The organism is Shewanella abyssi, from assembly GCF_023284025.1.
GTDB classification, from domain to species: domain Bacteria; phylum Pseudomonadota; class Gammaproteobacteria; order Enterobacterales; family Shewanellaceae; genus Shewanella; species Shewanella abyssi.
Genome location: NZ_JAKIKR010000009.1, coordinates 62,345 through 87,217 on the forward strand (window position 1 = coordinate 62,345; position 24,873 = coordinate 87,217).

Consider the following 24,873-nt stretch of genomic DNA (forward strand, 5'->3'; position numbering starts at 1 on the left):
GGATCTGAACAAAAGCGGTTCATATAACAAAAATTAGCTCAATTGAGCAGAGTGAGCAGAACGTGAAAAAGCAAAGACCTGTCCATTTAGATCTTCAGACTATGCAGTTCCCTGCAACTGCGATCGCGTCCATCCTACACCGTGTATCGGGCGTTATTATGTTGTTTGCTGTCGGTATTCTTATCTGGTTGCTTAATGAATCATTAGCATCCGCTGAAAGTTTTGCTGGCGTCCAATCTCTTTTTGATAACTTTATCGTTAAGTTTATCGTCTGGGGAATTCTTACCGCGTTGGGTTATCACTTGATAGTGGGTTTACGCCACTTAGTGATGGATGCCGGCTACTGGGAAGAATTTTCTTCAGGATTAACTTCAGCTAAAGTCGCTATAGCATTATCAGTAGTGTTTTCTATCATCGCGGGGATTTGGGTATGGTAACTAATGCAGCAAGCCTTGGACGCAGTGGTGTCCATGACTTTATTCTTATACGTGCAAGTGCAGTAATTCTAGCCTGTTACACCATTTTCATGGTTGGTTTTATCGCATGTAGCTCTCCATTGACGTTTGACGCATGGCACGGATTATTTAGTGCATTGCCGATGAAAGTCTTCACACTTCTCGCACTGGTTGCGATTCTAGTCCATGCATGGATAGGAGTTTGGCAGGTACTTACCGATTACGTTAAGTGTGTGTCATTACGTGGTGTGCTTCAGTTTGTTTTTGTCGTAGCCGCCTTCTCTTATATGGCTGCAGGCATTTTAATTGTGTGGGGTGTTTAATTGAGTATTCCAGTTCGCGAATTTGACGTTGTTGTTATCGGCGCTGGCGGCGCGGGTATGCGCGCGGCATTACAGATTTCAAAAGAAGGTAAGAGCTGTGCGCTGTTATCTAAAGTTTTTCCTACACGTTCTCACACTGTATCCGCTCAGGGCGGTATTACCGTAGCACTGGGTAATGCCCACGAAGATCACTGGGAACAGCACATGTACGATACCGTGAAAGGTTCCGATTTTATCGGTGACCAAGAAGCGATTGAGTTTATGTGTAAGACAGGTCCAGAAGCCGTTATCGAATTAGAGCAGATGGGTTTACCATTCTCTCGTTTTGAAAACGGGACTATTTACCAACGTCCGTTCGGCGGCCAATCAAAGAACTTTGGTGGCGAACAGGCGGCTCGTACTGCTGCAGCAGCTGACCGTACCGGTCACGCTCTACTTCACTGTCTTTATCAACAAAATGTTAAACACAAAACTCAAGTCTTTTCTGAGTGGTACGCGCTCGATTTAGTTAAAAACGAAGACGGTGTCATTGTTGGTTGTACTGCAATCGAAATTGAAACTGGTGAAATCGTTTATTTTAAAGCTAAGGCAACAATTCTAGCGACTGGTGGAGCAGGGCGTATATACGCATCGACTACCAATGCGCATATTAACACTGGTGACGGCGTCGGTATGGCAATACGCGCTGGCGTTCAGATGCAAGACATGGAAATGTGGCAGTTCCACCCAACGGGTATCGCGGGCGCTGGTGTGCTTGTGACAGAAGGTTGTCGTGGTGAAGGTGGATATCTACTCAACAAAGACGGTGAACGTTTCATGGAACGTTATGCGCCTAACGCGAAAGATTTAGCATCTCGTGACGTGGTAGCACGTTCGATGATGACTGAAATTCGTGAAGGCCGTGGTCTAGATGGCCCTTTAGGTCCGCACTTGCTACTCAAGTTGGATCACCTAGGTAAAGAAACACTGGAAGCACGTCTTCCTGGTGTTTGTGAACTGTCGCGTACATTCGCCCATATTGATCCAGCAGATGGTCCCATTCCAGTATTGCCAACGTGCCACTATATGATGGGTGGCTTGCCGGCTAAAGTTAGCGGTCAGGTTCTACGCCAAAATGCCGATGGCACTGAAGAAGATATCGTCGGTTTGTTTGCCGTCGGCGAGATTGCTTGTGTATCCGTACACGGAGCTAACCGTCTAGGCGGTAACTCACTACTCGATTTAGTTGTCTTTGGACGCGCAGCAGGTCAGCATTTGGGTAAAGCACTCGATGCAACGCCTAATCCGAAAGATGCAACTGAAGCGGAGATTGACACTTCTCTTACACGCTTGAATCGTTGGGAAAGCAACAAAGACGGTGAAGATCCAGAGACTATCCGTAAAGATCTACAGCTTTGTATGCAGCTTAACTTCTCAGTATTTAGAAGTGGTGATGCAATGGCTGAAGGCCTTGAAGAGCTTAAAGCGATTCGAGTACGTCTAGCTAACGCCAAGCTTTCTGACAATTCATCTGAGTTTAACACTCAGCGCATAGAGTGTTTAGAGCTTGATAACTTGATGGCGACAGCAATTGCGACTGCAACAGCAGCGAATTTCCGTACCGAAAGTCGTGGTGCGCACTCACGTGAAGATTATTTAGAGCGTGATGATGAAAACTGGTTATGCCACAGCATTTACGACCCGATCACCGAGCTTATGACTAAGCGTGATGTGAACATGAAGCCTAAGCTTCGTGCCGCGTTCCCGCCTGTTAAGCGCACCTACTAGGAGAAGCCCCGATGAAATTGGAATTTGCAGTTTATCGCTACAATCCTGATGTAGATACTAAGCCTTACATGAAGGATTACAGCTTAGAAGTAGACGAAGGTACTGATATGATGGTACTAGATGCACTGATAAAGCTGAAAGAGTTAGATTCAACATTGTCATTTAGACGCTCATGCCGTGAAGGTGTTTGTGGTAGTGATGGTGTTAACATGAATGGTAAAAATGGTTTAGCGTGTATCACGCCTATTTCGACCTTCAAGAACAAGAAAATTGAGATCCGCCCACTACCAGGCATGCCGGTAGTGCGTGACTTAATTGTAGACTTAACCCAGTTCTACACCCAGTACGAAAAGATTAAGCCTTACTTGATTAACGATGAGAAAACGCCTGCGCGTGAACATCTGCAGTCACCTGAAGAGCGTGCGCATCTAGATGGACTCTATGAGTGCATCATGTGTGCATGTTGTTCTACCGCTTGTCCTTCGTTCTGGTGGAACCCTGATAAGTTCATCGGTCCGAGTGGTTTGCTTCATGCATATCGCTTCTTGATCGACAGCCGTGATACTGCGACTGAAGAGCGTCTATCAGAGCTTGATGATGCCTATAGTGTATTCCGCTGTCACGGTATTATGAACTGTGTTGACGTTTGTCCTAAAGGGCTTAATCCGACAAAAGCAATTGGACACATTAAGTCTATGCTTCTGAAGAGAGCCATTTAGATGCAAATTAAAGAGCCGATATTGATATAGCTCTATGGGAGTCACTTTCACTCGTGAGAGTGACTCTTTTTGTGTCATGGAAGACAATAATAGTAAATCTGGAACTCTCGGGGCTACAGAGATTGCAGAACCCTTGGTTACAACAAGGGTCTGTATTTATGACTTTGGCTAAGCACGTGTATACAGTTTGAAAGGAATAGAAATGCACCAAGGCATCATGAAAGCCTGGCTTGAATCGTCTCATCTTAATGGCGCGAATTCGACCTATGTAGAAGAGATGTATGAAGCCTATCAAGAAGACCCTCAGTCAATAACCGAAGACTGGCGTGTCGTGTTTGATAACCTCCCTCTAGTGAATGGTACATCTAGTGACGTGCCTGAAGCTGCCCACTCTAAAGTACGCGACTATTTTCGTAGTCTTGCATTAGATGGACGTCAGAAAGGTTCACCTAAGGTGACCGATCATGAAGTCGATGCAAAACAAGTTAAAGTCCTACAGATGATTAACGCACACCGTTTTCGTGGTCACCAGAACGCGAATTTGGATCCGCTAAATATTTGGAAGCGCGATAAAGTCTCTGAGCTAGATCCCGCTTTTCACGGTCTAGATAGCGACGATATGCAGCGCGAATTCAATACCGGTTCGTTTGCTCATGGTGGTGACACTATGAAGCTGGTTGATCTCGTTAAAGCCTTGAAAGCGACATATTGTGGCTCAATTGGCGCAGAATATATGCATATTACTGACACGGACGAGAAACGCTGGCTCCAGCAACGTCTCGAACCGTCTCTTGGTGCCGCACAATATTCGAAAGCCGATAAAACTCGCATTCTCGAAGGGTTAAATGCCGCCGAAGGTATCGAAAAATACCTAGGCGCTAAATTCCCAGGTGCCAAACGTTTCTCACTCGAAGGTGGTGACGCACTTGTTCCTATGATGCGTGAAATAATTTATCGTGCGGGTGATGCTGGTACTAAAGAAGTCGTCATCGGCATGGCTCACCGTGGTCGTTTGAACCTGCTCGTTAATGTGCTTGGTAAAAAGCCATCAGAGTTGTTTGATGAATTTGCCGGCAAGCATAGCGATGAGCTTAACGGCTCTGGTGATGTTAAATATCACCAAGGTTTTTCGTCGGACTTTGAAACACCCGGTGGCAATGTCCATCTAGCGCTCGCCTTTAACCCGTCTCACTTAGAGATCGTAAATCCAGTGGTTATCGGTTCTGTCCGTGCACGACTTGACCGACGCAAATGCGACACCGGTCTGCAAGTGATGCCGATCACCATTCACGGTGATTCAGCAATTACTGGTCAGGGCATTGTGCAAGAGACATTTAATATGTCTCAGACTCGCGGCTTTAAAGTGGGCGGTTCAATCCGTATCGTTGTTAACAACCAAGTCGGTTTTACTACCAACCTGACTGAAGATGTTCGTTCAACAGAATACTGTACTGACATCGCTAAGATGGTACAGGCGCCTATTTTCCACGTAAATGCTGACGACCCAGAAGCGGTGGCATTTGTATCGCAACTGGCGGTTGATTATCGTAACGAATTTAAGCGTGATGTGGTGATTGATCTAGTTTGTTATCGTCGTCATGGCCATAACGAAGCTGATGAGCCGAGTGCGACACAGCCACTGATGTATGCTCAAATTAAAAAACATCCAACACCTAGGAAAATCTACGCCGATAAACTAATCGCAGAAAACACATTGGGCAGCGATGACGTCACGTCAATGGTGAATGCCTATCGTGATGCATTAGATGACGGTGATTGTGTGGTTAAAGAGTGGCGTCCGATGACGTTGCACTCTGTGGACTGGACACCCTACATAGGTGCTGAATGGAATGATGACTATCCTGCGCAGATGTCGATGGATAGAATTAGAAACTTAGCGGATAAAATAAGCTATGTTCCTGAAAGTCATAAGCTTCAATCTCGCGTAGCTAAAATCTACAAAGACCGTGTTTTAATGGCCGCAGGCGAAAAGCTTCTCGATTGGGGCTTTGCTGAAACGTTAGCCTACGCCTCTATTGTTGAAGATAAGAAGCGTATCCGCATTACCGGTCAAGATTCCGGTCGTGGAACCTTCTTCCATCGTCATGCTGTGCTGCATAATCAAAATGATGCAACGGCTTACATGCCACTGCGTAATATCGCTGAAGACCAAGGTCCAATCGATCTAATTGATTCTGTATTGTCAGAGGCATCAGTGCTGGCGTTTGAGTATGGCTATGCAACAGCAGAACCCGGTGGACTGACACTTTGGGAAGCTCAGTTTGGTGATTTTGCTAACTGTGCACAGGTCGTCATTGACCAATTCTTGTCATCTGGTGAGCAAAAGTGGGGCCGTTTATGTGGTCTAACGATGCTATTGCCACATGGCTATGAAGGTCAGGGCCCTGAACATTCAAGTGCACGTCTCGAGCGTTTTCTACAGCTTTGTGCTAACCACAACATGCAAGTGTGTGTGCCATCTACGCCAGCTCAGGTTTACCACATGCTGCGTCGTCAAGTGGTACGTCCTATGCGTCGCCCACTTGTGGTTATGTCACCGAAATCACTGCTACGTCATCCATTAGCGGTTTCAAGCTTGGAGGAGTTAGCGCAAGGTACATTCCAGAATCTGATTGGCGAAATCGATGAGTTAGATACTAGTGAAGTGGACAGAGTCGTTTTCTGTAGCGGCAAAGTTTACTTTGAGTTATTAGAGTGTCGTCGTAAAGAAGGCAAGAATAATGTCGCGCTTATTCGTGTAGAACAGTTATATCCGTTCCCACATGAAGAAGCCGCTAGGATTCTTGCTGATTATGCTCATGTTAAAGATTTCGTTTGGTGCCAAGAAGAGCCGCAGAACCAAGGGGCTTGGTATTGTAGCCAACATCATTTTTGGAGCGTTATACCCGCAGGAGCTCAATTGAGTTATGCCGGTCGTGAAGCTTCTGCTGCGCCAGCATGTGGATACCCTGCATTGCATGCTCAGCAACAAAAATCGTTAATTAACAGTGCATTAAATCTGTAGTAATAGACACTATATAAAAGGATCGTTATCCATGAGTATCGAAATTAAGGTACCCGTACTGCCAGAATCTGTAGCTGATGCAACTATTGCTACTTGGCATGTTCAAGCTGGCGAGCAAGTTTCTCGTGATCAAATCCTTGTTGATATTGAAACTGATAAAGTCGTACTTGAAGTTGTAGCACCAGAAGATGGCCAGATTGCTAAATTCCTTGCGGAAGAGGGCGATACAGTTTTAGGCGAAGCCGTGATTGCTAACTTCGTCGCTGGCGCAGTCGCAGGTCAAGAAGTCACTAAAGCTGAAGCCGAAGCAGCAGCTCCTGCAGCAGAAGCTGAAGAGACAAGTGACGCGTTAAGCCCATCGGTTCGACGTTTAATTGCTGAGCATAATATTAGTGCAAGTGCAGTTAAAGGCACCGGTGTGGGTGGGCGTATTACTAAGGAAGATGTTGAAGCATTTGTTAAAAAAGCTAAAGCAGCTCCAGCTGCAACTAGCGCTCCTGCACCCGTTGCCGCGCCGCTAGCTGAGCGTAGCGAAAAGCGTGTTCCTATGAGTCGCTTACGTAAGACGATTGCTAATCGCCTACTAGAAGCTAAAAACTCTACTGCCATGTTAACCACGTTCAACGAAGTTAACATGAAGCCAATTATGGATATCCGTAAGCAGTATCAAGAAATTTTTGAGAAGCGCCACGGCATTCGTTTAGGCTTTATGTCTTTCTACGTTAAAGCTGTGACTGAAGCACTGAAGCGCTTCCCAGAAGTTAACGCGTCTATCGATGGTGACGAACTTGTTTATCATAACTATTTCGACATCAGCATAGCAGTATCAACACCCCGTGGCCTGGTGACTCCAGTGCTTCGCGATACTGACAAAATGAGTCTTGCAGATATCGAACGTAACGTGCGTGAGTTAGCGCTAAAAGGACGTGACGGTAAATTAACTGTTGCTGACATGACTGGCGGTAACTTCACCATCACTAATGGTGGTGTATTCGGTTCATTGATGTCGACGCCAATTTTGAACCTGCCACAAAGCGCGATTTTGGGCATGCATGCCATCAAAGATCGCCCTATGGCAGTTAATGGACAGGTTGAAATCCTGCCTATGATGTACCTCGCACTTTCTTACGATCACCGTATCGTTGATGGTCGTGAGTCGGTTGGTTATTTGGTTGCCATTAAAGACTTCCTAGAAGACCCAACCCGTCTGCTACTTGACCTATAAATCAAGACAGACAATACCCTCGTTGCAGGTCCATTAGGGCCTGTTGAAAAATTGATAAGAAGTATAATGGATAGATCATCATGAATTTGCATGAGTATCAGGCAAAATCTTTATTTGCCGAATATGGTTTACCAGTGTCAGAAGGTTTTGCATGTGATACAGCTCAAGAAGCTGTTGAAGCTGCAGGACATATTGGCGGTGATATGTGGGTTGTTAAGTGTCAAGTACACGCTGGCGGCCGTGGTAAAGCAGGTGGCGTTAAAGTCACAGGCGACAAAGAAGAGATCAGAGCATTTGCTGAAAAATGGTTAGGTAAGAATCTTGTTACTTATCAAACTGATGAAAAAGGCCAGCCGGTTGCTAAAATATTAGTAGAAAGCTGTACTGACATTGCAAATGAACTGTATTTAGGTGCTGTTGTTGACCGTGCGACACGACGTGTTGTGTTCATGGCTTCAACTGAAGGCGGCGTTGATATTGAAACTGTGGCAGAAGAAACGCCAGAGCTAATTCATAAAGCGATCATCGATCCGACTACCGGCGCTCAACCTTTTCAGGCTCGCGATCTTGGCTTCAAGTTAGGTCTAAACCCAACTCAAATGAAGCAGTTCACTAAAGTCTTCATGGGCTTAGCGAAGATGTTTGAAGATCATGATTTCGCACTGCTTGAAATCAACCCACTTGTTATTACAGACGAAGGCAACATTCACTGTCTTGATGGCAAGATTGGTATCGACGGTAACGCTTTATTCCGTCAGCCTAAAATCCGTGACATGCACGATCCATCACAAGATGATGCTCGTGAAGCTCACGCGGCTAAGTTTGAACTTAACTATGTTGCACTAGACGGAAACGTGGGTTGCATGGTTAACGGTGCAGGCCTAGCAATGGGTACGATGGATATCGTAAACCTTCATGGCGGCAAGCCAGCTAACTTCCTCGATGTAGGCGGTGGAGCAACTAAAGAACGTGTTGCGGAAGCATTCAAGATCATCTTGTCTGATTCAAACGTTAAAGCGGTTCTAGTGAACATCTTTGGCGGCATCGTTCGTTGTGACATGATTGCTGAAGGCATCATTGGCGCAGTTAAAGAAGTTGGTGTTGAAGTGCCTGTTGTTGTACGTCTTGAAGGTACTAACGCAGAACTTGGTCGTGAAGTTCTAGCGAACTCAGATCTAGATATCATTGCAGCTTCAAGTCTTACTGACGCAGCTGAGCAAGTAGTTAAAGCAGCGGAGGGCGAATAATGTCTGTATTAATTAATAAAGATACCAAAGTTATCTGTCAAGGTTTCACTGGCGGTCAAGGTACATTCCACTCTGAGCAAGCTATCGATTACGGTACTCAGATGGTCGGCGGCGTATCACCTGGAAAGGGCGGTAATGTTCACCTAGGTCTGCCAGTATTTAATACTGTTAAAGATGCAGTCGCTGAAACGGGTGCTACTGCATCGGTTATCTACGTACCAGCACCTTTCTGTAAAGATGCAATCCTTGAAGCGATCGACGGTGGCATTGAGCTTATCGTTTGTATTACTGAAGGTATTCCTACGCTAGACATGCTTCAAGTTAAAGTTAAGCTTGAAGCAACTGGCGTACGCATGATCGGTCCAAACTGCCCAGGTGTTATCACTCCGGGTGAATGTAAGATTGGTATCATGCCTGGTCACATCCACAAGCCGGGTAAAGTCGGTATTGTTTCTCGCTCTGGTACGTTGACGTACGAAGCCGTTAAGCAAACGACTGACGAAGGTTTCGGCCAATCAACATGTGTTGGTATTGGTGGCGACCCTATTCCAGGGACTAACTTCATCGACGTATTGGAAATGTTCCAAAACGATCCACAGACTGAAGCCATCGTAATGATTGGTGAAATTGGTGGTACTGCTGAAGAAGAAGCGGCTGAATACATCAAAGCGAACGTTACTAAGCCTGTTGTTTCATACATTGCTGGTGTTACTGCACCTGAAGGCAAGCGTATGGGTCATGCTGGCGCCATTATCGCTGGCGGTAAAGGTACTGCAGAAGACAAGTTTGCGGCTCTTGAAGCTGCAGGCGTAACGACTGTGCGTTCTCTTGCTGATATCGGTAAAGCACTGCGTACTAGAACAGGTTGGTAATACCAGCGGTTTAGTTCGCCTGAAGCCACTCTAGCAATAGGGTGGCTTTTTTATTGAAGCATCTTCACTCCAATACTTCTTATCCTCTCTCTTTTTACTTTGAAAATTTATTATCCTCTGTTTTTCATTGCCCTACATTAATTTAAGACTCTTATATTGTATTTATAACGTTAGAACAGCGACGAGATGAGCTCTTTGAGCGATTAAGTGCTGAAAATAATTCAGCTAAAACCCAATTAGCCTTTCGGCACTAGAATAAAAAATGCAGTCAGTATATTGTATTTTGTGTTGCATTTTTGTTTTTAACATGTGGCGCACTTTCGTTGGGCAGCTTGTGTATCTTTCAGGAAACGGCTTTCAGTAAGGAGTCGATCAAATATGGGCGCTAAAAATTCAATTTATATTTAAAGCAAAGCTAGTTACACCATATTTGCTTAGCGCTATTGAGATGATATGCATTCAAATCATTATAAATTAGGGGCACATGTTCGATGATTTTTCTAAGAAAGAGTATGGTCAGACAATTCATTGCAGGCTTACTACTCACTTTAACCTTGATTACGCTAGGCAGTTTAATTGTCAAAACCAATCAAGTACAACAGGATTCATCTGTGGCATTAAAAGGTGAAGTTAGTCGTATCCTCACGCAGCTTACCGCTAAAATCGATCATATGTTGTATTCAAGAAATAACCAAGTCGATGCCATTTTTACCCATCCTAATACCATAGCAGCTATTAACTCAATTCAGGAAAGAGGGGTAAGCTATGAAGAGCATCATGTGCTTAAACCCGTAAGCGAGTATTTTCAATCTCTGATGCAAGCCGATGCAGCGATTGTGAGTCTCTTTTTTACAACGACTGCGACCTGGGAATACTTTGATCACGATAGTAAGAATGAAGACCCGAATTATTACATCAATAAACGCCCATTTTGGCAGGAGTTTCTTAGCCAAATGAATCATTACGTAAACGATCCATATGTTGATGCAGAGGGGGATATTTTACTGACTTTTAGAGCGCCAGCCTTCGACGCGCAGAACAACTTAATTGGAACCGTAGGCTTGGATCTCGATCTAGAGGAGGTTAATAGTGAGTTTGCGCAGTTACAGAGCATTTATCCCGGGCTGGATGTTTTTGTTGTCAGTGATACGGGTTTATTGATCAATTTTCCTAATATGGTAGAGCTGATGGTGGCTAATAATCTTAGTACGCTTGATATGGCTGCCATAGATGATGCGCTTCGTGGTGATGGTGCCGGCGGATTCGAGAAAATGTGGTCAGATTATCGAGATCAAAACCTCAAGGAGCACGAGGTCCAATGGCAAGGCCAGCAGTACCGTGTTTTCATCCAGACTTATGAAAAGCAAAACCCCGAGGTTCATTGGAATGTAGCAGTGATGTTACCTGAAGACGCCATCACCGCACCAGTCCATAAAGCCATCACTGACAATATACTCAACTCAATCGCTTTTAGCATGGTGTTAGCACTGTTTATGTGGTTATTGATCCGTTGGCAATTGAAACCATTACAACAGTTGCAGCAAGCGATGCACTCCATCAGTCAAGGTGATGCCGACCTTACCCGCAGGATAAATATTAATCGACAAGATGAACTCGGTAAGTTATCTGATGCATTCAATGATTTTGTGAGTAAAATTCAGTTGATGGTCAATGAGTCGAGTTCAATGGCTATTAAATTTAATCAGAATTCACAGCAGAGTTTGGTGAGTACCAATGAGACCAACAGCATTGTCGGACAGCAAAAAGCACAGTTAGCGAATGTAGCAAGTGCCTCGGTTGAAATGGCACAAACCAGTGAGCATGTTGCATCTCGAGTGCACGATATCTCTAATATCGCTTCAGAAACCAAATTAGGCGTCGTTAACGGCGTTGCTAATATTGAAAGTGTTAATCAGCAGATGAACTATTTGGCTGAACAGATCCAACAAGCAACAGATGTGGTGGCTGCACTTGAGCAAGACACCAGTAAAATTGGCGAAGTCGTCAACGTGATTGGTGCGATAGCAGAGCAGACGAACCTGCTCGCGTTAAATGCAGCCATTGAAGCTGCTAGAGCAGGGGAGCAGGGACGAGGCTTTGCGGTTGTTGCAGATGAAGTACGAAATCTAGCGTCAAGAACACAAACATCGACGACGCAGATCCACGATATTGTTGCTCAGCTTCAAACTACCGCAAAAAAAGCAGTTTCAGTGATGAATTCAGGCTTAGATGAGACAAAAAACAACCAAACTGCGACCTTGGCTATCATTCCAGAATTTGAAAGTATACTTGCCTCAATGGAACAGCTTGAGCAACATATGGTTGATATATCTTCAACGATTACTCAGCAATCAAGTACCGCTATTCAGATGAATTTAGAGATAATTGAAATTGACGAAATGGCGACAAACACCGTTGTACAAACACAAGCCCTAGCTGAAATGATACAGCAGACGGGATCTCAATCTTCACAATTAATAAAATCAATGGCACGATTTAAGTCATAGTTATCGAGTGTTATTGTTCCACAAAGAGTGTTGAAAACACACAGTTGCGAATTTATTTTGGTCGTCACGATTGTCATTTAGCTAATAACCGTTAGTGTATTTCAATCGTTTCGTCATAGTGTTTTTAGAGTTTAATAACATTATTTACCGTTCTACTAGAACTAATAGTGATAAAGCTATCAAATTAACGCCAAAATATGGCGTTGTAAGCACTATCTGTTATACCTAATTTATCTATAGAGCAACTTGTAGGTAGATTATATGTCAATGGTCAGTGCAAAAGAGTTTTCGGATTGGTTAAGGTTAAGGTTTGAAGGGCTTAATGAAGGAGTATCTTTAAGTCGAAAAGATATCAACCAACTTACGGGTAGGCAAAATTTTTCATCAGATTTTGTGAGTGATATTCATTTTGAACTCATGCGTCACGATTTGGCTTTTGTAACGGATACTTCCCGTGAGAATTTTTATCTAGTCCCTATTAATAAGCAATCGTGGCGGGATAAACTTGAACAGCAGTTTGAGAAAGAGATATTTTGTAATGTTATACCGCTGAACATTTCCAACAAATAGTTGCTAACGCTACAAGGCACTTGCAACCATCTCTTGAATTTCCGGCAGCGGACGCTTAGAACTGACTAAACCACCTCTAACATTGATTGTTTCCTTCATCTTCTTTTGATAAATATCTTGATTCATTGCTTACCTGTTATCATAGCGGCCTAAAGATTCAGGTTAGTTTACTTGTTTCAATTAAAGGTTTTATACCAATTACATTAAGTAGTTGTTCATTCAGCGGGAATTCAAAGTCCTGTAGGCAAGGCGGATGATTGAAGCTAATAGTTATTCTATATCAAGAGCATCTAACATAGCATACAGGGCTTTGAAACCCGCACCTAGTGAGCTTCTCAGGACTTTCACTGTGGTGTTGCATTGTCTCAAAAGGGAATAACCATTTCTTCAACGATGCGCCTTACATTGAAGAGCCCTGAGAGAGCTCTGAATTGAACACATCTTTAATGTAACTGGTATTACAGGACGTAGTGAAGCACTAATGGCTATTATTTCAATTGTTTTCCCCTTAATTTTTATGGCCACATTAGGTTACTTTTTAACAAACAAGTCAATTTTTTCTAAAGAGCAAATTAGTGGTATTAGTTTGTTTACCTTCTACCTCAGCATTCCTGCTTTTTTGTTTATTAACATGTTTCAGGCAGATCTTAGCAAAAGTTTTGATATAACAGCTTTAGCATGCTTTTACTTGCCTGTAGTGACCGCACATGGTGTCGGTGTGGGGCTATATTGCTTTCTCCGTAAAGGGCAAAGCCAGCGACTCGCACACGGTTCAGCTTATGGTTTAGCGTGCAGTTATTCGAACACCATCTTAGTCGGTCTGCCTATTATTGTGGGTGCGCTTGGCCAGGAGATGATGGGCACTGTATTTATCATCATTACCTTTCATAGCGCATTGCTGTTCTCTTTAACATTCATTTTGGCATTAAGGGGAGAGGAGGCTGGTTTTAAGTATTGGCCTTTTGTTAAAGGAATAATGTTTAACCCGATAGTCATGAGCATCTCTTTAGGTTTACTACTGAATATATTGCACATTCCACTGTTTGATAATTTGGCTAATGGTATTAATTTGCTCAGTCAGCCTGCGTTAGCTTGTGCACTTTTCGTGCTGGGTGCAAACCTAAGCTTTTATAAAGTGGCCAAAGACTGGAAGTTGGCATTACTTGCTACATTCGTGAAGTTGATAGTGCTGCCAACTTTTGTTTATGCTCTCGGATCATTGTTCATGTTAGAGCAGCAACTATTAGCGGTATTGGTACTTTTAAGTGCCTCTCCTCTGGGTATTAATGCTTATCTTGTCGCTGTGCAAGTAAAGGCACAGCAGGCTGTTATCGCCAGTACCGTGGTACTTTCCACTGTACTGTGCGTATTTACAATGAGCTTGTGGCTATCTATTTTATTGTGAGTGATTGACTTTGTGACTTGCATGTTTAGCGCGAGAAAACTCAGCTGGCGATAGTATATAGCTATCTTCACTGTAAAAGTCCTCACTGCTTGCCATGCTCCACCAGTCTATCCAAGGACCCTCTATTGGTTTTTCATCGATCAAGTCGTTTTCTTTTAGTGGTTCAATTAGACTTCCTACTGACATTAACAGGCCATATGGCGTACGCCTTTTAAGCATGTGAGGCATTAATTTGGCTGGATTATCTAAGCCCATACTTCCAACCAGTTCGAAGAAGCTTTCAATGGTATTGTGATGATAATTTTTAACGCGCTCACTTTTTTCAACCACATTTACGGCTTTGCTTCTTGCGGGATCTTGTGTCGCAATGCCAGTCGGACACATATTGCTATTACAGTGGCGAGATTGAATGCAGCCGAGAGCCATCATCATGGTGCGCGCCGCATTAACGGTATCTGCTCCCATAGCAACTTTTGCTAGCAAGTCGAAACTGGATGCGGTTTTACCCGAAGCAATAATATTAATCTTGTCTCTTAATCCTGCGCCTATTAGCGCATTGTGAACGAAATATACTCCTTCGAGACACATCATGCCTAAACGATTAGTAAATTCGACGGGTGCGGCACCTGTGCCACCCTCGGCACCATCGACGGTGATAAAGTCTGGTGTGATCCCCGTTTCAAGCATGGCTTTGCATAGTCCGAGAAATTCGACCGGATTACCAATGCATAACTTGAAGCCAATGGGTTTTCCTTCACTTAGTTCCCTTAGTTTAACGACAAAATTGAGCAGATCTTTTGGTGTTGTACATTCAGGATTCACCGCAGGTGATAAACAGTCTCTATCTTTGGATATATGGCGTATAGCGGCAATTTCGTCGGTTATTTTTGCTGCGGGTAAAACGCCACCATGCCCTGGTTTAGCCCCTTGAGATAGCTTTATCTCTATCATCTTGATTTGAGGTCGAGTTGCCATCGCTCTAAACGTTTCAGGGTTAAAGTTGCCTTCATTATCACGGCAGCCAAATAGGCCTGAGCCAATCTGCCAAACGACATCACCATGATGTTTTAGGTGATAGGGGCTAGCACCACCTTCACCGGTATTGTGGTAACAGCCCGCTTTGAGCGCGCCCAAGTTTAACGCTTCAATAGCATTGGCACTCAGAGAGCCAAAGCTCATTGCTGATATGTTTAAGTAGGAGGCATCGTAGGGTTTTAAGCAGTCAGGCCCACCAAAGCGCACACGTTTAGCATCTGCAACCACATGTCGAGGGTGTAATGATTGCCAAAGGCTTAAATAATTATCCTCTAAAAGGTCGCGCTGAGTACCAAAGGCAATGGTGTCACGGACATTCTTGGCTCTCTGATATACCAGTGAGCGCTGCTCGCGGTTAAATGGTTTTTCTTCAGTGTCATTGGCAATAAAATATTGCTGAATTTCGACGCGATAAGATTCTAAGAAGTATCGAACATGGGCAACAACGGGGTATAAGCGATTTAACGTATGCTTGCTGTGGTACATATCAAAATAGCCGACAACGGTATAACTGAGGGTAAACAGCAGCAATAATATAGTCCCAGTGCCTACTTGGTTGAGGGCAAAATTGATGGCTAACAAATTTCCTAAGGAAGCGATTATCCAAAAGAATTTTTGCATGATGGTCATAAGTGTTCCTTACTATATAGCAGCAGACAAATCTCTGTTCTATTGAAAGCCATTCTTGCTGTTTAGGCAAACTTGTTTTAATACTTTCTAATTTAGACCTGAATTCGGTATATTGGTATTGATAGTAGTCATAGCGTCGTGAATACAGATAGGCATACTTAGCTCAATTAGCAGTATGTTGCAGTCATATGGATAGCGCAATACCAAGGAGTTCAACGTGATAATCGCAGAAACGGAAAGGCTAGTCTTACGTAGGTTTGAGTCTAAAGATACCAAAGCTATTTTCTTACTCAACAGCATTCCGGAAATCCTTACCTATATCCCAGGTGCGCCGATGACGAATATTTCTCAGGCTAAACAGATCTTAGACAATATGATATTGAAAAACTATGAGCAATTCGGTTATGGCCGTTGGGCTGTAGAGCATAAAGCGGATGGTAAGGTCATCGGTTTTTGTGGGCCGAAATATATCGAAGAGTTTGATGAAGTCGAGCTGGGATACCGTTATTTGCCTGCTTACTGGGGCCAAGGTATTGGATTCGAGGCGGGTAGTGCAGCGCTATCTAAGTTTATGGATTACGGCATCAAAGAAGCGATTGCATTGATCTTGATCGGTAATAAAGGCTCTGAAGGGGTCGCTAAGAAGCTAGGCATGACTGAACGTGGCAGAGATAAATTTATGGGGCATAAAGTCAATGTCTTTCACAAACACCTCTAGCTGAATTTTTTAATCACTAAAACAAAAAACCAGCCTGAGCTGGTTTTTTATTATTTTAATTTTTATGCTTCGCCGTGCTCGCATTTGTCGTTAGTGCAAACACCATAAAGGTATAAACTGTGGTTTGTCAGTTTGATATTGTGCTTCATCGCGATCTCATCTTGACGCTGTTCAATCATATTGTCTGAGAACTCGAACACTTTGCCACAAGATAAACAGACAAGATGATCATGATGATGCTGGCTTGAAAGTTCAAATACCGCTTTGCCGCTTTCAAAGTGGTGGCGGGTAACAATGCCTGCATCGTCAAACTGATTGAGCACTCGATAAACGGTCGCTAATCCAATCTCTTCACCCAACTCGAGCAGTTTTTTATAGAGATCTTCAGCACTGATGTGTTGATTCTCAGGCGCTTGCATCAATTCTAAAATTTTGACTCGTGGTAAGGTTACTTTCAAACCCGCTTTCTTTAGCGCTTGATTTCCATCTGTCATTATTGGTCTCTTGATTGCAGAACGGCCTGTTAACACCAGCCAGTTCATATGTGAGTATGCAATCCATTATATGTGCACAATTAGAAAACTTAAACCTTTGATCTATCAATAAGTCATCTATTGTAAATAAAAGCGATAAAGCTGATATAAAACAAGCAATTTAAGCATACTTTTTGTATTGTTATTACTGTTTATACTAACGCCTAATGTGAAAAGGGCTGTTAACTAGGCAAAATGAAAATAATAAAACTGACAAATAGGATTGTAGATGTACCAGCAGATAGTGATACTCACCGGAGCCGGGATCTCCGCTGAATCTGGATTACGTACCTTTCGAGACCAAGATGGTTTATGGGAGGAGCACAAGATTGAAGAGGTCGCAACACCTGAAGGTTATGAAAATAACCCACTGCTCGTTGAAAAATTCTATAACGAGCGCTGGCAACAGTTTCATAATGGCGCTATTGAGCCCAACGCAGGTCACCTAGCCCTCGCCAAGTTGGAAAGCGAATTCGATGGTAAGCTATTAGTCGTAACCCAAAATATTGATGATCTTCATGAAAGGGCTGGCTCAAAACGTTTATTGCATATGCACGGCGAGCTTGCAAAAGGGCGTTGTCCGCGTTCTAGACAAACCTTCCTTCTTAGAGAGCCATTCGGTCCGGAACATACTTGTACCTGTTGTATTCCGGCGCAAAGGCTGAGGCCTCATGTAGTTTGGTTTGGAGAGATGCCAATAGGCCTCGATAGAATTCAGCATGCATTAGATAGCTGTGACTTGTTTATTGCCATTGGCACTTCTGGCACTGTTTATCCTGCAGCCGGGTTTGTGGATACAGCAAATCATCATGGTGCTCAAACTGTCGATATTAATTTATTACCTGCAGACAGGCATAGTCAATTTCAGTACCATTTTGAGGGAAAAGCCAGTGAGGTTTTACCCAAACTGGTTGAACAAATTCTGCACGGTAAGGTGCTCAATGATCGATTGCAGTTCGGTAGCGCTAGTGATTGAACAAGACGAGACTCCAAGGCTGGCGATTATAATGCGTGGACTGCCAGGCAGTGGTAAAAGCTACTGGGTGTCGCACTTTATCGACAGCAAAGCGCAGAGGAGTGGGCAGCGCGGGACAACGGCTGCAGTGGGTGTTTTTTCCACTGACCAATACTTTTTTAAAAATGGTACTTATCAGTTTAATGCCAAATTACTGTCTAAATACCATCAAATGAACCTCACTGCGTTTATCAAAGCGATGGCGGATAATGTCCCGTTTGTTATTTGTGATAATACCAATGTGGCACTTTGGGAGTATCAGGCATATCAAGCCGCAGCACTGGCATTAGGCTACGAGGTTCACATACAACAAATTGGCGTTCCTAGTGATGTTGAACAGCAACGACTCTGCGCAAAACGCAACAGCCATGGCGTTCCACTTAATAGCATAAAACGTATGGCTTTATTGTTTGAAGCTCATTAATGGTGACAATGACTGCTGACCCGTCATGAGCTTTTCTAAAATCGGCGGCCCATTCCGATAATGAGGTGCTTCCAGTTAAGGAAGCCGTACTCCGCGTAGATATTCCATTCATTACGATGGCCAAAGTCATAGTTCAAACTGAATGACATATTTTTAGTTTCTTTCTTGGCGAGATCGATATCAAACTTGACTTCCTCCATTAATGGAGCGAGTTGAGTCCCGCTAAAAGAGTAATCACCGGTGACATTCTGATTGACGCTTTGGTGACTAAAAGCCAAGAACCAAGCCAGCTTATCAGAGCCAATATCAAAACGTTGTCCAATACGGACAGACGCGAGTTTAGTTTTTATTAAACTATCGGTAGTGTCTGTTTTAGCTTTTATGATGGCGCCGATGGCCATTATAGTGAAAGGAGTATCGCCAATAATAGGGGCAATCTGACCTGCCAACACTGTGCCTAATCCATAGTTAGTCGCGGTATAGCTAATGGGGATCGGCAGCACAATACCATTGCAACTATCGCCACAGGGTAAACCTTCAACATTGTCTAGCTTAGCTCTAATATCTTTATTGCCTTCGGTATAGCCAAGGATCCCATAGACATTCCAAAAAGGCAGGATCCAAGCGTCAAGTTTTAATTGCACACTTTTGTCGCGTCCTGTGATGCTGACATCTTCCGCTGGAATAACATAGTCATTTGGGCCTCTTAGACCGAGCAATCCACCGTCAATTTGAACTTGAAAATCGTTAACCGCTTCATAATCTGCTTCGATGCTGTTGTAGAACAGTGTGAGTCCGACAGGAATCGGCAGTTTATGGCCGCGTTCAGCAGCTTTATCTGCTAGCAGTGGTAAACCACTCCAATGTTTAGGGGTGGTTTGTTGCTCGATGCTGGCATTTAAATCATCGCTTGCAACAGCGTTGAACGAGGTCAATAGAGTTAAGATCAGGGTGAGTGCTTTGTATGAGTAAGTAGACATAGTATTGAGATTAAAAACCGAGAGCGCACTGTAACGTCTTTAGTGGGCAAAACAAGTCGGTTTTGTCATTGTGAGAGCTGAGTAGGGTTTTTTCTGAGAAGTGGCTAAGAAGTGTGTGACTCATGCTACGACATCCAATGTCAGCCAATAAAAAAGCCTATAGATTTTCGTCTATAGGCTTTTATTAAAGTGTAAAACTCCGAAGAGAGCTCACTATTCAGTAATAGTTACTTCTTAGCTTCAGCTGCTTTTCTTTCTTTAACATCAGCGATAACTTTCTCAGCGATGTTGTTTGGACACTGACTGTAGTGAGAGAACTCCATAGAGAACTGACCACGGCCTGATGTCATAGTACGTAGTGTACTGATGTAACCAAACATTTCAGATAACGCTACGTCAGCCTTGATGCGAACACCAGTAACGCCAGCCATCTGATCTTTGATCATGCCACGGCGACGGTTAAGGTCACCAATAACATCACCAACGTGGTCATCTGGAGTGAACACGTCTACAGCCATGATTGGCTCAAGAAGCTTAGGATCAGCCTTTGGAATTGACTGACGGAATGCGCCTTTTGCAGCGATTTCGAACGCGATAGCTGAAGAGTCAACTGCGTGGAAAGCACCATCTATAAGTTCTAGCTCAACGTCAAGTACAGGGAAACCAGCGATAGTACCAGTATCCATTAAGCTCTTGAAGCCTTTCTCAACGGCTGGCCAGAATTCCTTAGGAACATTACCACCAACAACTTTAGAGGTAAATGTTAAACCAGTGTTGGCTTCGCCTGGACGGATTACATAGTCGATTTTACCGAACTGACCAGAACCACCAGACTGCTTCTTGTGGGTGTAGCTATCTTCAACTACCTTAGTGATAGTCTCACGGTATGCCACTTGTGGCTCACCGACGATTAGATCAACACCGTAGGTACGGCTAAGGATATCAACCTTAATGTCTAGGTGAAGTTCGCCCATGCCTCTAAGGATAGTTTCGCCTGAATCTTCGTCAGTTTCAACGCGGAAAGTTGGATCTTCAGCAATCATCTTACCGATAGCGACACCCATCTTCTCACTGCCACCTTTGTCTTTCGGTTTAACAGAGATTGAGATAACTGGCTCTGGGAATACCATGGCTTCTAGTGTACAAGGGTGCTTAGGATCACATAATGTGTGACCCGTTTGCACGTTCTTCATACCCACGATAGCGATGATGTCACCCGCTTGTGCTGAAGATAATTCGTTACGCTCATCGGCTTGCATCTCTACCATACGGCCAACACGCTCAGTCTTACCTGTAAACGAGTTAAGGATGGTGTCACCCTTGTTAAGTTTACCTGAGTAAATACGTACGAAGGTCAGGGCACCGAAACGGTCATCCATGATCTTGAATGCAAGCGCTTTAAATGGCTCATCGGCAGATACGATAGCGAATTCACCATTTGGCTCGCCTTCTTCGTCGGTAAGCGGCTGTGGATCAACTTCTTGTGGCGCTGGTAAGTAATCAACAACGGCGTCAAGCAGAAGCTGCATGCCTTTGTTCTTGAAAGCAGAACCACAGTATGTTGGGAAGAAATCTATCTTACGAGTACCAGTACGGATACAACGCTTAATATCTTCCATAGATGGCTCTACGCCTTCCATGTAGGCTTCTAGCAAATCATCATCCTGCTCTAGGGCAGTCTCGATTAGCATTTCACGGTATTCTTCTACAAGCTCAACCATGTCAGCAGGAATTTCTTCAATCTTGTAGTTTTCAGCTTGTCCGGTTTCGTCCCATATCCAAGCCTTACGAGTCAGCAGGTCAACCAGACCTGTGAACTCATCTTCGATACCGATTGGAAGTACCATGATGATCGGGTTAGCACCCAGAACATCTTTAGTCTGCTTAACAACACGTAGGAAGTCAGCACCCATACGGTCTAACTTGTTGACGAAGATGATACGTGAAACTTCTGATTCGTTCGCATAACGCCAGTTAGTTTCTGACTGAGGCTCAACACCACCAGAACCACAGAATACGCCGATACCGCCATCAAGCACTTTAAGAGAACGATAAACTTCTACTGTGAAGTCAACGTGGCCAGGGGTGTCAATAACGTTGAAACGGTGGTCGTTCCAAAAACAACTTACAGCAGCAGACTGAATGGTAATACCACGCTCAGCTTCCTGTTCCATGAAGTCAGTTGTTGATTCGCCATCATGAACTTCACCGATCTTATGGATTTTGCCGGTAAGCTTAAGGATACGCTCAGTTGTGGTGGTCTTACCCGCGTCAACGTGAGCAAAGATACCAATGTTTCTGTACTTTGATAAATCAGTCATTTTTCTACTCTATTGGAGTTACGTTCTAAAATTCCGCGCAAGTATAGCAATACTTTTCCATTTTTTTTATCGATTTTTATCATTCAGGGCTAAATTAGGCTAAATATCGTGAAAAAATCACGTTTTGAGCACAAAACAAAGCGATGCTAATCGTCGGTACACTTGTACAATACAACTATTTTACTTATCAGAGAGGGAAAACATCTCGTAATCCAGTCATTATCTGTTGCAGATAAACGGCCATCAACACCCTCTAATACAATCCCAATACTGCTTGTTCAGTACAGAACCGTAGCTGATTTTCAACTCAAGGCGTATTGACGAGAGTATGGTTATTCCTATGGCATTTGCCAATGCAAAGCTGAAGTGCAATGCCTAAGAGGCTCACGCAGCGGTTGCACTGATGTTGAGTTGTCGCCGATATCATACTTGTAAAAACTAGCCGTGACTGATAAACGCAGTGTCACTGTCAGGCAATGAAATTTGCCCCGCGACAGTCTTCATAGCACTGGTCAATTGTGACAGCTGTGGGGCTGATATTGTATAAGGCGGCATGATGTAGATGAGATTTGAAAATGGTCTTATCCAAACGCCCAAATCAACAAACTGCCGCTGAAGTTCGGCGGTATTCAATGTTGAATTCATCTCCAATACACCCACAGCACCTAGCACCCTGACATCCACAACGTTGCTAAAGGCCCTTGCGTCAGCCAGTTCGGACTTCATCTGTGACTCGATACTCGCTACTTGAGCTTGCCACTGTTGCTGGTTTATCAGTTCAAGGCTGGCAATGGCAGCAGAGCAGGCCAATGGATTCCCCATAAATGTAGGTCCATGCATGAACACGCCTGCTGGAGACTCACTAACGCCTTTGGCGACTTCGTCACTGCACATTGTTGCAGCAAGAGAAACATAGCCCCCGGTGAGCGCTTTACCTAGACACAAGATATCGGCTTCAATATTGGCATGTTCATAGGCAAACAATTTACCTGTGCGGCCAAACCCTGTGGCTATCTCGTCTAGAATTAGCAGCAGATCATACTTATCACAAAGATGACGTAAGGCCGCTAAGTAATCAGGATGATAAAAGCGCATTCCGCCGGCGCCTTGCATGATAGGTTCGATAAGCACTGCTGCAATCTGTTGATGATTGTCTTCAATGATGGTGCTTATCGCTGCTAATTCCGCAGGATCAAACTCTTCAGCGTATTTGGTCATTGGTGCTGGCGCAAATAACTGCTTAGTGATCAGTTCGCCGAACATGGTGTGCATGCCACCTTCTGGATCGCATACACTCATCGCCGCAAAAGTGTCGCCGTGATAGCCGCTTTTAACGGTGAGTATTTTTTGTTTATTGGGTTTGTCTTTGCCTTGCCAATATTGCAGCGCCATTTTCATGGCCACTTCAACAGCGATAGACCCAGAATCGGCCAGAAACACCTTGGTTAGGCGTTCGCTCGTCATATCGACCAACATTCTTGCTAGCTCAATCGCTGGGCGATGGGTTATGCCACCGAACATCACATGACTGAGTTGTTGGGTTTGTTGCTGCATTGCCGCCACAATTTTGGGATGACTATAACCATGAACGCAAGCCCACCAAGAGCTTGTCCCATCAATGAGTTTTGCGCCGGTGTCTAGTTGTAATTCGACACCTTCTGCACTGACGACACCGTAGGTCGGAAGTGCATTTTTCATCGAGGTATAAGGATGCCACAGATGTTTCTGATCAAAATCCGAGTCGATATACTGTTCTATAGGTTGATTTTTGTTGTTCATAATATAGCCGCTAGTAAACCTTTTAGTTTGATTGGCATTGACAGGTTAAGGCTTGTAGGTATCCTAGGCAAGATAAATGTCAAATGGTTCACGCAATGTCTGTAGTTTATACTGTTGTTTAATAAGGATATAATAAATAAACCTTACAGTGAGCAGCACTATTATTAGCCCAGAATTTATAAAAACAATATTAGCGTTAATATAAAAGCACGATTTAGCAATGAGCGTGAGTCGAAAAAGGATAAAGCATGTCTGATGTAGTAGTGAGAAATAATTGGCAACGCCAAGAGATTGAAGCCTTGTTTGCGTTACCTATGAATGATTTGTTGTTCCAAGCTCATAGTGTACATCGCCAAGAGTTTGACCCCAATGAGGTCCAAATCAGTCGTTTACTCTCAATTAAGACCGGTGCTTGCCCAGAAGATTGCAAGTATTGCCCGCAAAGTGCCCGTTATGACACCGGGTTAGAGAAAGAGCGTTTACTGGCAATGGAAACGGTTTTAACCGAAGCGCGCAGCGCAAAAGCGGCTGGCGCATCACGTTTTTGTATGGGAGCCGCGTGGCGTAACCCCAAAGAGCGCGATATGCCATATCTTAAAACGATGGTCGAAGAGGTTAAATCCTTAGGCATGGAAACATGCATGACCTTAGGCATGCTTTCAGCCGGTCAAGCGGATGAATTAGCGGATGCAGGTCTTGATTACTACAACCACAACTTAGACACCTCACCTGAGTATTACGGTGAGGTGATTACGACTCGTACTTATCAGAGTCGATTAGACACGCTATCAAACGTTCGAGCTTCGGGAATGAAAGTGTGCTCGGGCGGTATTGTCGGTATGGGCGAGAAGGCGACAGACAGAGCGGGCTTATTGCAGCAATTAGCGAATCTTGAGCAGCACCCAGATTCAGTGCCAATTAACATGTTGGTTAAAGTTGAAGGCACACCTTTTGAAAAGATAGATGATTTAGACCCGCTGGAGTTTGTACGCACCATTGCGGTCGCTCGAATTATTATGCCTAAATCGCGAGTGCGTTTGTCAGCGGGCCGCGAAAACATGTCTGATGAACTGCAAGCGATGTGCTTCTTTGCCGGTGCTAACTCTATCTTCTACGGTTGCAAGTTATTGACCACGCCAAACCCAGAAGAAAATGATGATATGAGCTTGTTTAAACGCCTAGGTTTGCACCCAGAGCAGGGCGTTGCATCAACCAAGGCACAAGATAAAGCCATGCTGGCTAAAGCGGCTGCACAACAAGATAAGAAAGCCTCAGCATTTTACGATGCAGGCGCGCTGTAATTTCAGTCAATAGTAAGACTGA

20 protein-coding genes are annotated in these 24,873 nt (G+C 44.0%); 15 read left to right on the plus strand and 5 right to left on the minus strand.

Annotated features, from left to right (window positions below):
- Nucleotides 1-41: 41 nt before the first annotated feature.
- The 11 genes from sdhC to L2755_RS06235 all read left to right on the plus strand — a co-directional run bounded on the left by sdhC (nucleotide 42) and on the right by L2755_RS06235 (nucleotide 14,115).
- Nucleotides 42-437 (plus strand): succinate dehydrogenase cytochrome b556 subunit, encoded by a 396-nt coding sequence (gene sdhC / locus L2755_RS06185; RefSeq protein ID WP_248979910.1) that lies wholly within the window; start codon nucleotides 42-44, stop codon nucleotides 435-437.
- Nucleotides 431-778, plus strand: coding sequence for a succinate dehydrogenase, hydrophobic membrane anchor protein (gene sdhD / locus L2755_RS06190; RefSeq protein WP_248979865.1), 348 nt, complete (start codon nucleotides 431-433; stop codon nucleotides 776-778). The genes sdhC and sdhD overlap by 7 nt, the downstream gene beginning before the upstream one ends.
- On the plus strand, nucleotides 779-2,545 hold the full coding sequence (sdhA, locus tag L2755_RS06195) for a succinate dehydrogenase flavoprotein subunit (RefSeq protein WP_248979866.1): 1,767 nt from the start codon (nucleotides 779-781) through the stop codon (nucleotides 2,543-2,545).
- Between the two features lie 11 nt (nucleotides 2,546-2,556).
- A complete protein-coding gene (locus L2755_RS06200; protein ID WP_248979867.1) occupies nucleotides 2,557-3,264 on the plus strand; it encodes a succinate dehydrogenase iron-sulfur subunit in 708 nt (235 codons plus the stop codon).
- 202 nt (nucleotides 3,265-3,466) lie between these two features.
- Nucleotides 3,467-6,289, plus strand: coding sequence for a 2-oxoglutarate dehydrogenase E1 component (gene sucA, locus L2755_RS06205; protein ID WP_248979868.1), 2,823 nt, complete (start codon nucleotides 3,467-3,469; stop codon nucleotides 6,287-6,289).
- 31 nt (nucleotides 6,290-6,320) lie between these two features.
- Entirely contained in the window at nucleotides 6,321-7,514 is a 1,194-nt protein-coding gene (gene odhB / locus L2755_RS06210; RefSeq protein WP_248979869.1) for a 2-oxoglutarate dehydrogenase complex dihydrolipoyllysine-residue succinyltransferase, read from the plus strand.
- Nucleotides 7,515-7,594: 80 nt separating this feature from the next.
- The gene (gene sucC, locus L2755_RS06215; RefSeq protein WP_248979870.1) at nucleotides 7,595-8,761 is read left to right on the plus strand and encodes an ADP-forming succinate--CoA ligase subunit beta; all 1,167 of its coding nucleotides are present in this window, start codon (nucleotides 7,595-7,597) and stop codon (nucleotides 8,759-8,761) included.
- Nucleotides 8,761-9,633: a succinate--CoA ligase subunit alpha gene (gene sucD, locus L2755_RS06220; protein WP_248979871.1), complete on the plus strand. Its 873-nt coding sequence runs from the start codon at nucleotides 8,761-8,763 to the stop codon at nucleotides 9,631-9,633. Before sucC ends, sucD begins: the two co-directional genes overlap by 1 nt.
- A gap of 512 nt (nucleotides 9,634-10,145) precedes the next feature.
- Nucleotides 10,146-12,140 (plus strand): methyl-accepting chemotaxis protein, encoded by a 1,995-nt coding sequence (locus L2755_RS06225; protein ID WP_248979872.1) that lies wholly within the window; start codon nucleotides 10,146-10,148, stop codon nucleotides 12,138-12,140.
- A 261-nt stretch (nucleotides 12,141-12,401) separates the two neighbouring features.
- The gene (locus L2755_RS06230; RefSeq protein WP_202289294.1) at nucleotides 12,402-12,710 is read left to right on the plus strand and encodes a hypothetical protein; all 309 of its coding nucleotides are present in this window, start codon (nucleotides 12,402-12,404) and stop codon (nucleotides 12,708-12,710) included.
- Between the two features lie 481 nt (nucleotides 12,711-13,191).
- Nucleotides 13,192-14,115 carry an AEC family transporter gene (locus L2755_RS06235; RefSeq protein WP_248979873.1) on the plus strand — a complete coding sequence of 308 codons (924 nt, stop codon included), beginning with the start codon at nucleotides 13,192-13,194 and terminating at the stop codon, nucleotides 14,113-14,115.
- Here L2755_RS06235 and L2755_RS06240 read toward each other — a convergent pair.
- Nucleotides 14,107-15,780: an FMN-binding glutamate synthase family protein gene (locus L2755_RS06240; protein ID WP_248979874.1), complete on the minus strand. Its 1,674-nt coding sequence runs from the start codon at nucleotides 15,778-15,780 to the stop codon at nucleotides 14,107-14,109. The genes L2755_RS06235 and L2755_RS06240 overlap by 9 nt on opposite strands.
- Before the next feature lie 217 nt (nucleotides 15,781-15,997).
- On the opposite strand from L2755_RS06240, the gene L2755_RS06245 reads away from it, so the two are divergent.
- A complete protein-coding gene (locus L2755_RS06245) occupies nucleotides 15,998-16,498 on the plus strand; it encodes a GNAT family N-acetyltransferase (RefSeq protein WP_248979875.1) in 501 nt (166 codons plus the stop codon).
- A 62-nt stretch (nucleotides 16,499-16,560) separates the two neighbouring features.
- Here the strand turns inward: L2755_RS06245 and fur are convergent, their stop codons facing one another.
- Nucleotides 16,561-16,992, minus strand: coding sequence for a ferric iron uptake transcriptional regulator (gene fur / locus L2755_RS06250; RefSeq protein WP_248979876.1), 432 nt, complete (start codon nucleotides 16,990-16,992; stop codon nucleotides 16,561-16,563).
- A gap of 268 nt (nucleotides 16,993-17,260) precedes the next feature.
- Here fur and cobB point away from each other — a divergent pair, with 268 nt between their 5' ends.
- Both cobB and L2755_RS06260 read left to right on the plus strand, forming a co-directional pair.
- The gene (gene cobB / locus L2755_RS06255; protein WP_248979877.1) at nucleotides 17,261-18,007 is read left to right on the plus strand and encodes a Sir2 family NAD+-dependent deacetylase; all 747 of its coding nucleotides are present in this window, start codon (nucleotides 17,261-17,263) and stop codon (nucleotides 18,005-18,007) included.
- Entirely contained in the window at nucleotides 17,973-18,470 is a 498-nt protein-coding gene (locus L2755_RS06260) for an AAA family ATPase (RefSeq protein ID WP_248979878.1), read from the plus strand. The genes cobB and L2755_RS06260 overlap by 35 nt, the downstream gene beginning before the upstream one ends.
- 35 nt (nucleotides 18,471-18,505) lie before the next feature.
- On the opposite strand, the gene L2755_RS06265 is transcribed toward L2755_RS06260, so the two are convergent.
- The 3 genes from L2755_RS06265 to bioA form a co-directional block, all read right to left on the minus strand.
- Nucleotides 18,506-19,450, minus strand: coding sequence for a hypothetical protein (locus L2755_RS06265; RefSeq protein ID WP_248979879.1), 945 nt, complete (start codon nucleotides 19,448-19,450; stop codon nucleotides 18,506-18,508).
- A gap of 227 nt (nucleotides 19,451-19,677) precedes the next feature.
- Entirely contained in the window at nucleotides 19,678-21,771 is a 2,094-nt protein-coding gene (gene fusA, locus L2755_RS06270; RefSeq protein WP_248979880.1) for an elongation factor G, read from the minus strand.
- A 438-nt stretch (nucleotides 21,772-22,209) separates the two neighbouring features.
- Nucleotides 22,210-23,550: an adenosylmethionine--8-amino-7-oxononanoate transaminase gene (gene bioA / locus L2755_RS06275; RefSeq protein ID WP_283102735.1), complete on the minus strand. Its 1,341-nt coding sequence runs from the start codon at nucleotides 23,548-23,550 to the stop codon at nucleotides 22,210-22,212.
- 248 nt (nucleotides 23,551-23,798) lie between these two features.
- Between bioA and bioB the strand changes: the two genes are divergently transcribed.
- Complete coding sequence (gene bioB, locus L2755_RS06280) at nucleotides 23,799-24,851, plus strand: biotin synthase BioB (RefSeq protein WP_248979881.1); 1,053 nt, start codon at nucleotides 23,799-23,801, stop codon at nucleotides 24,849-24,851.
- Nucleotides 24,852-24,873 lie beyond the last annotated feature (22 nt).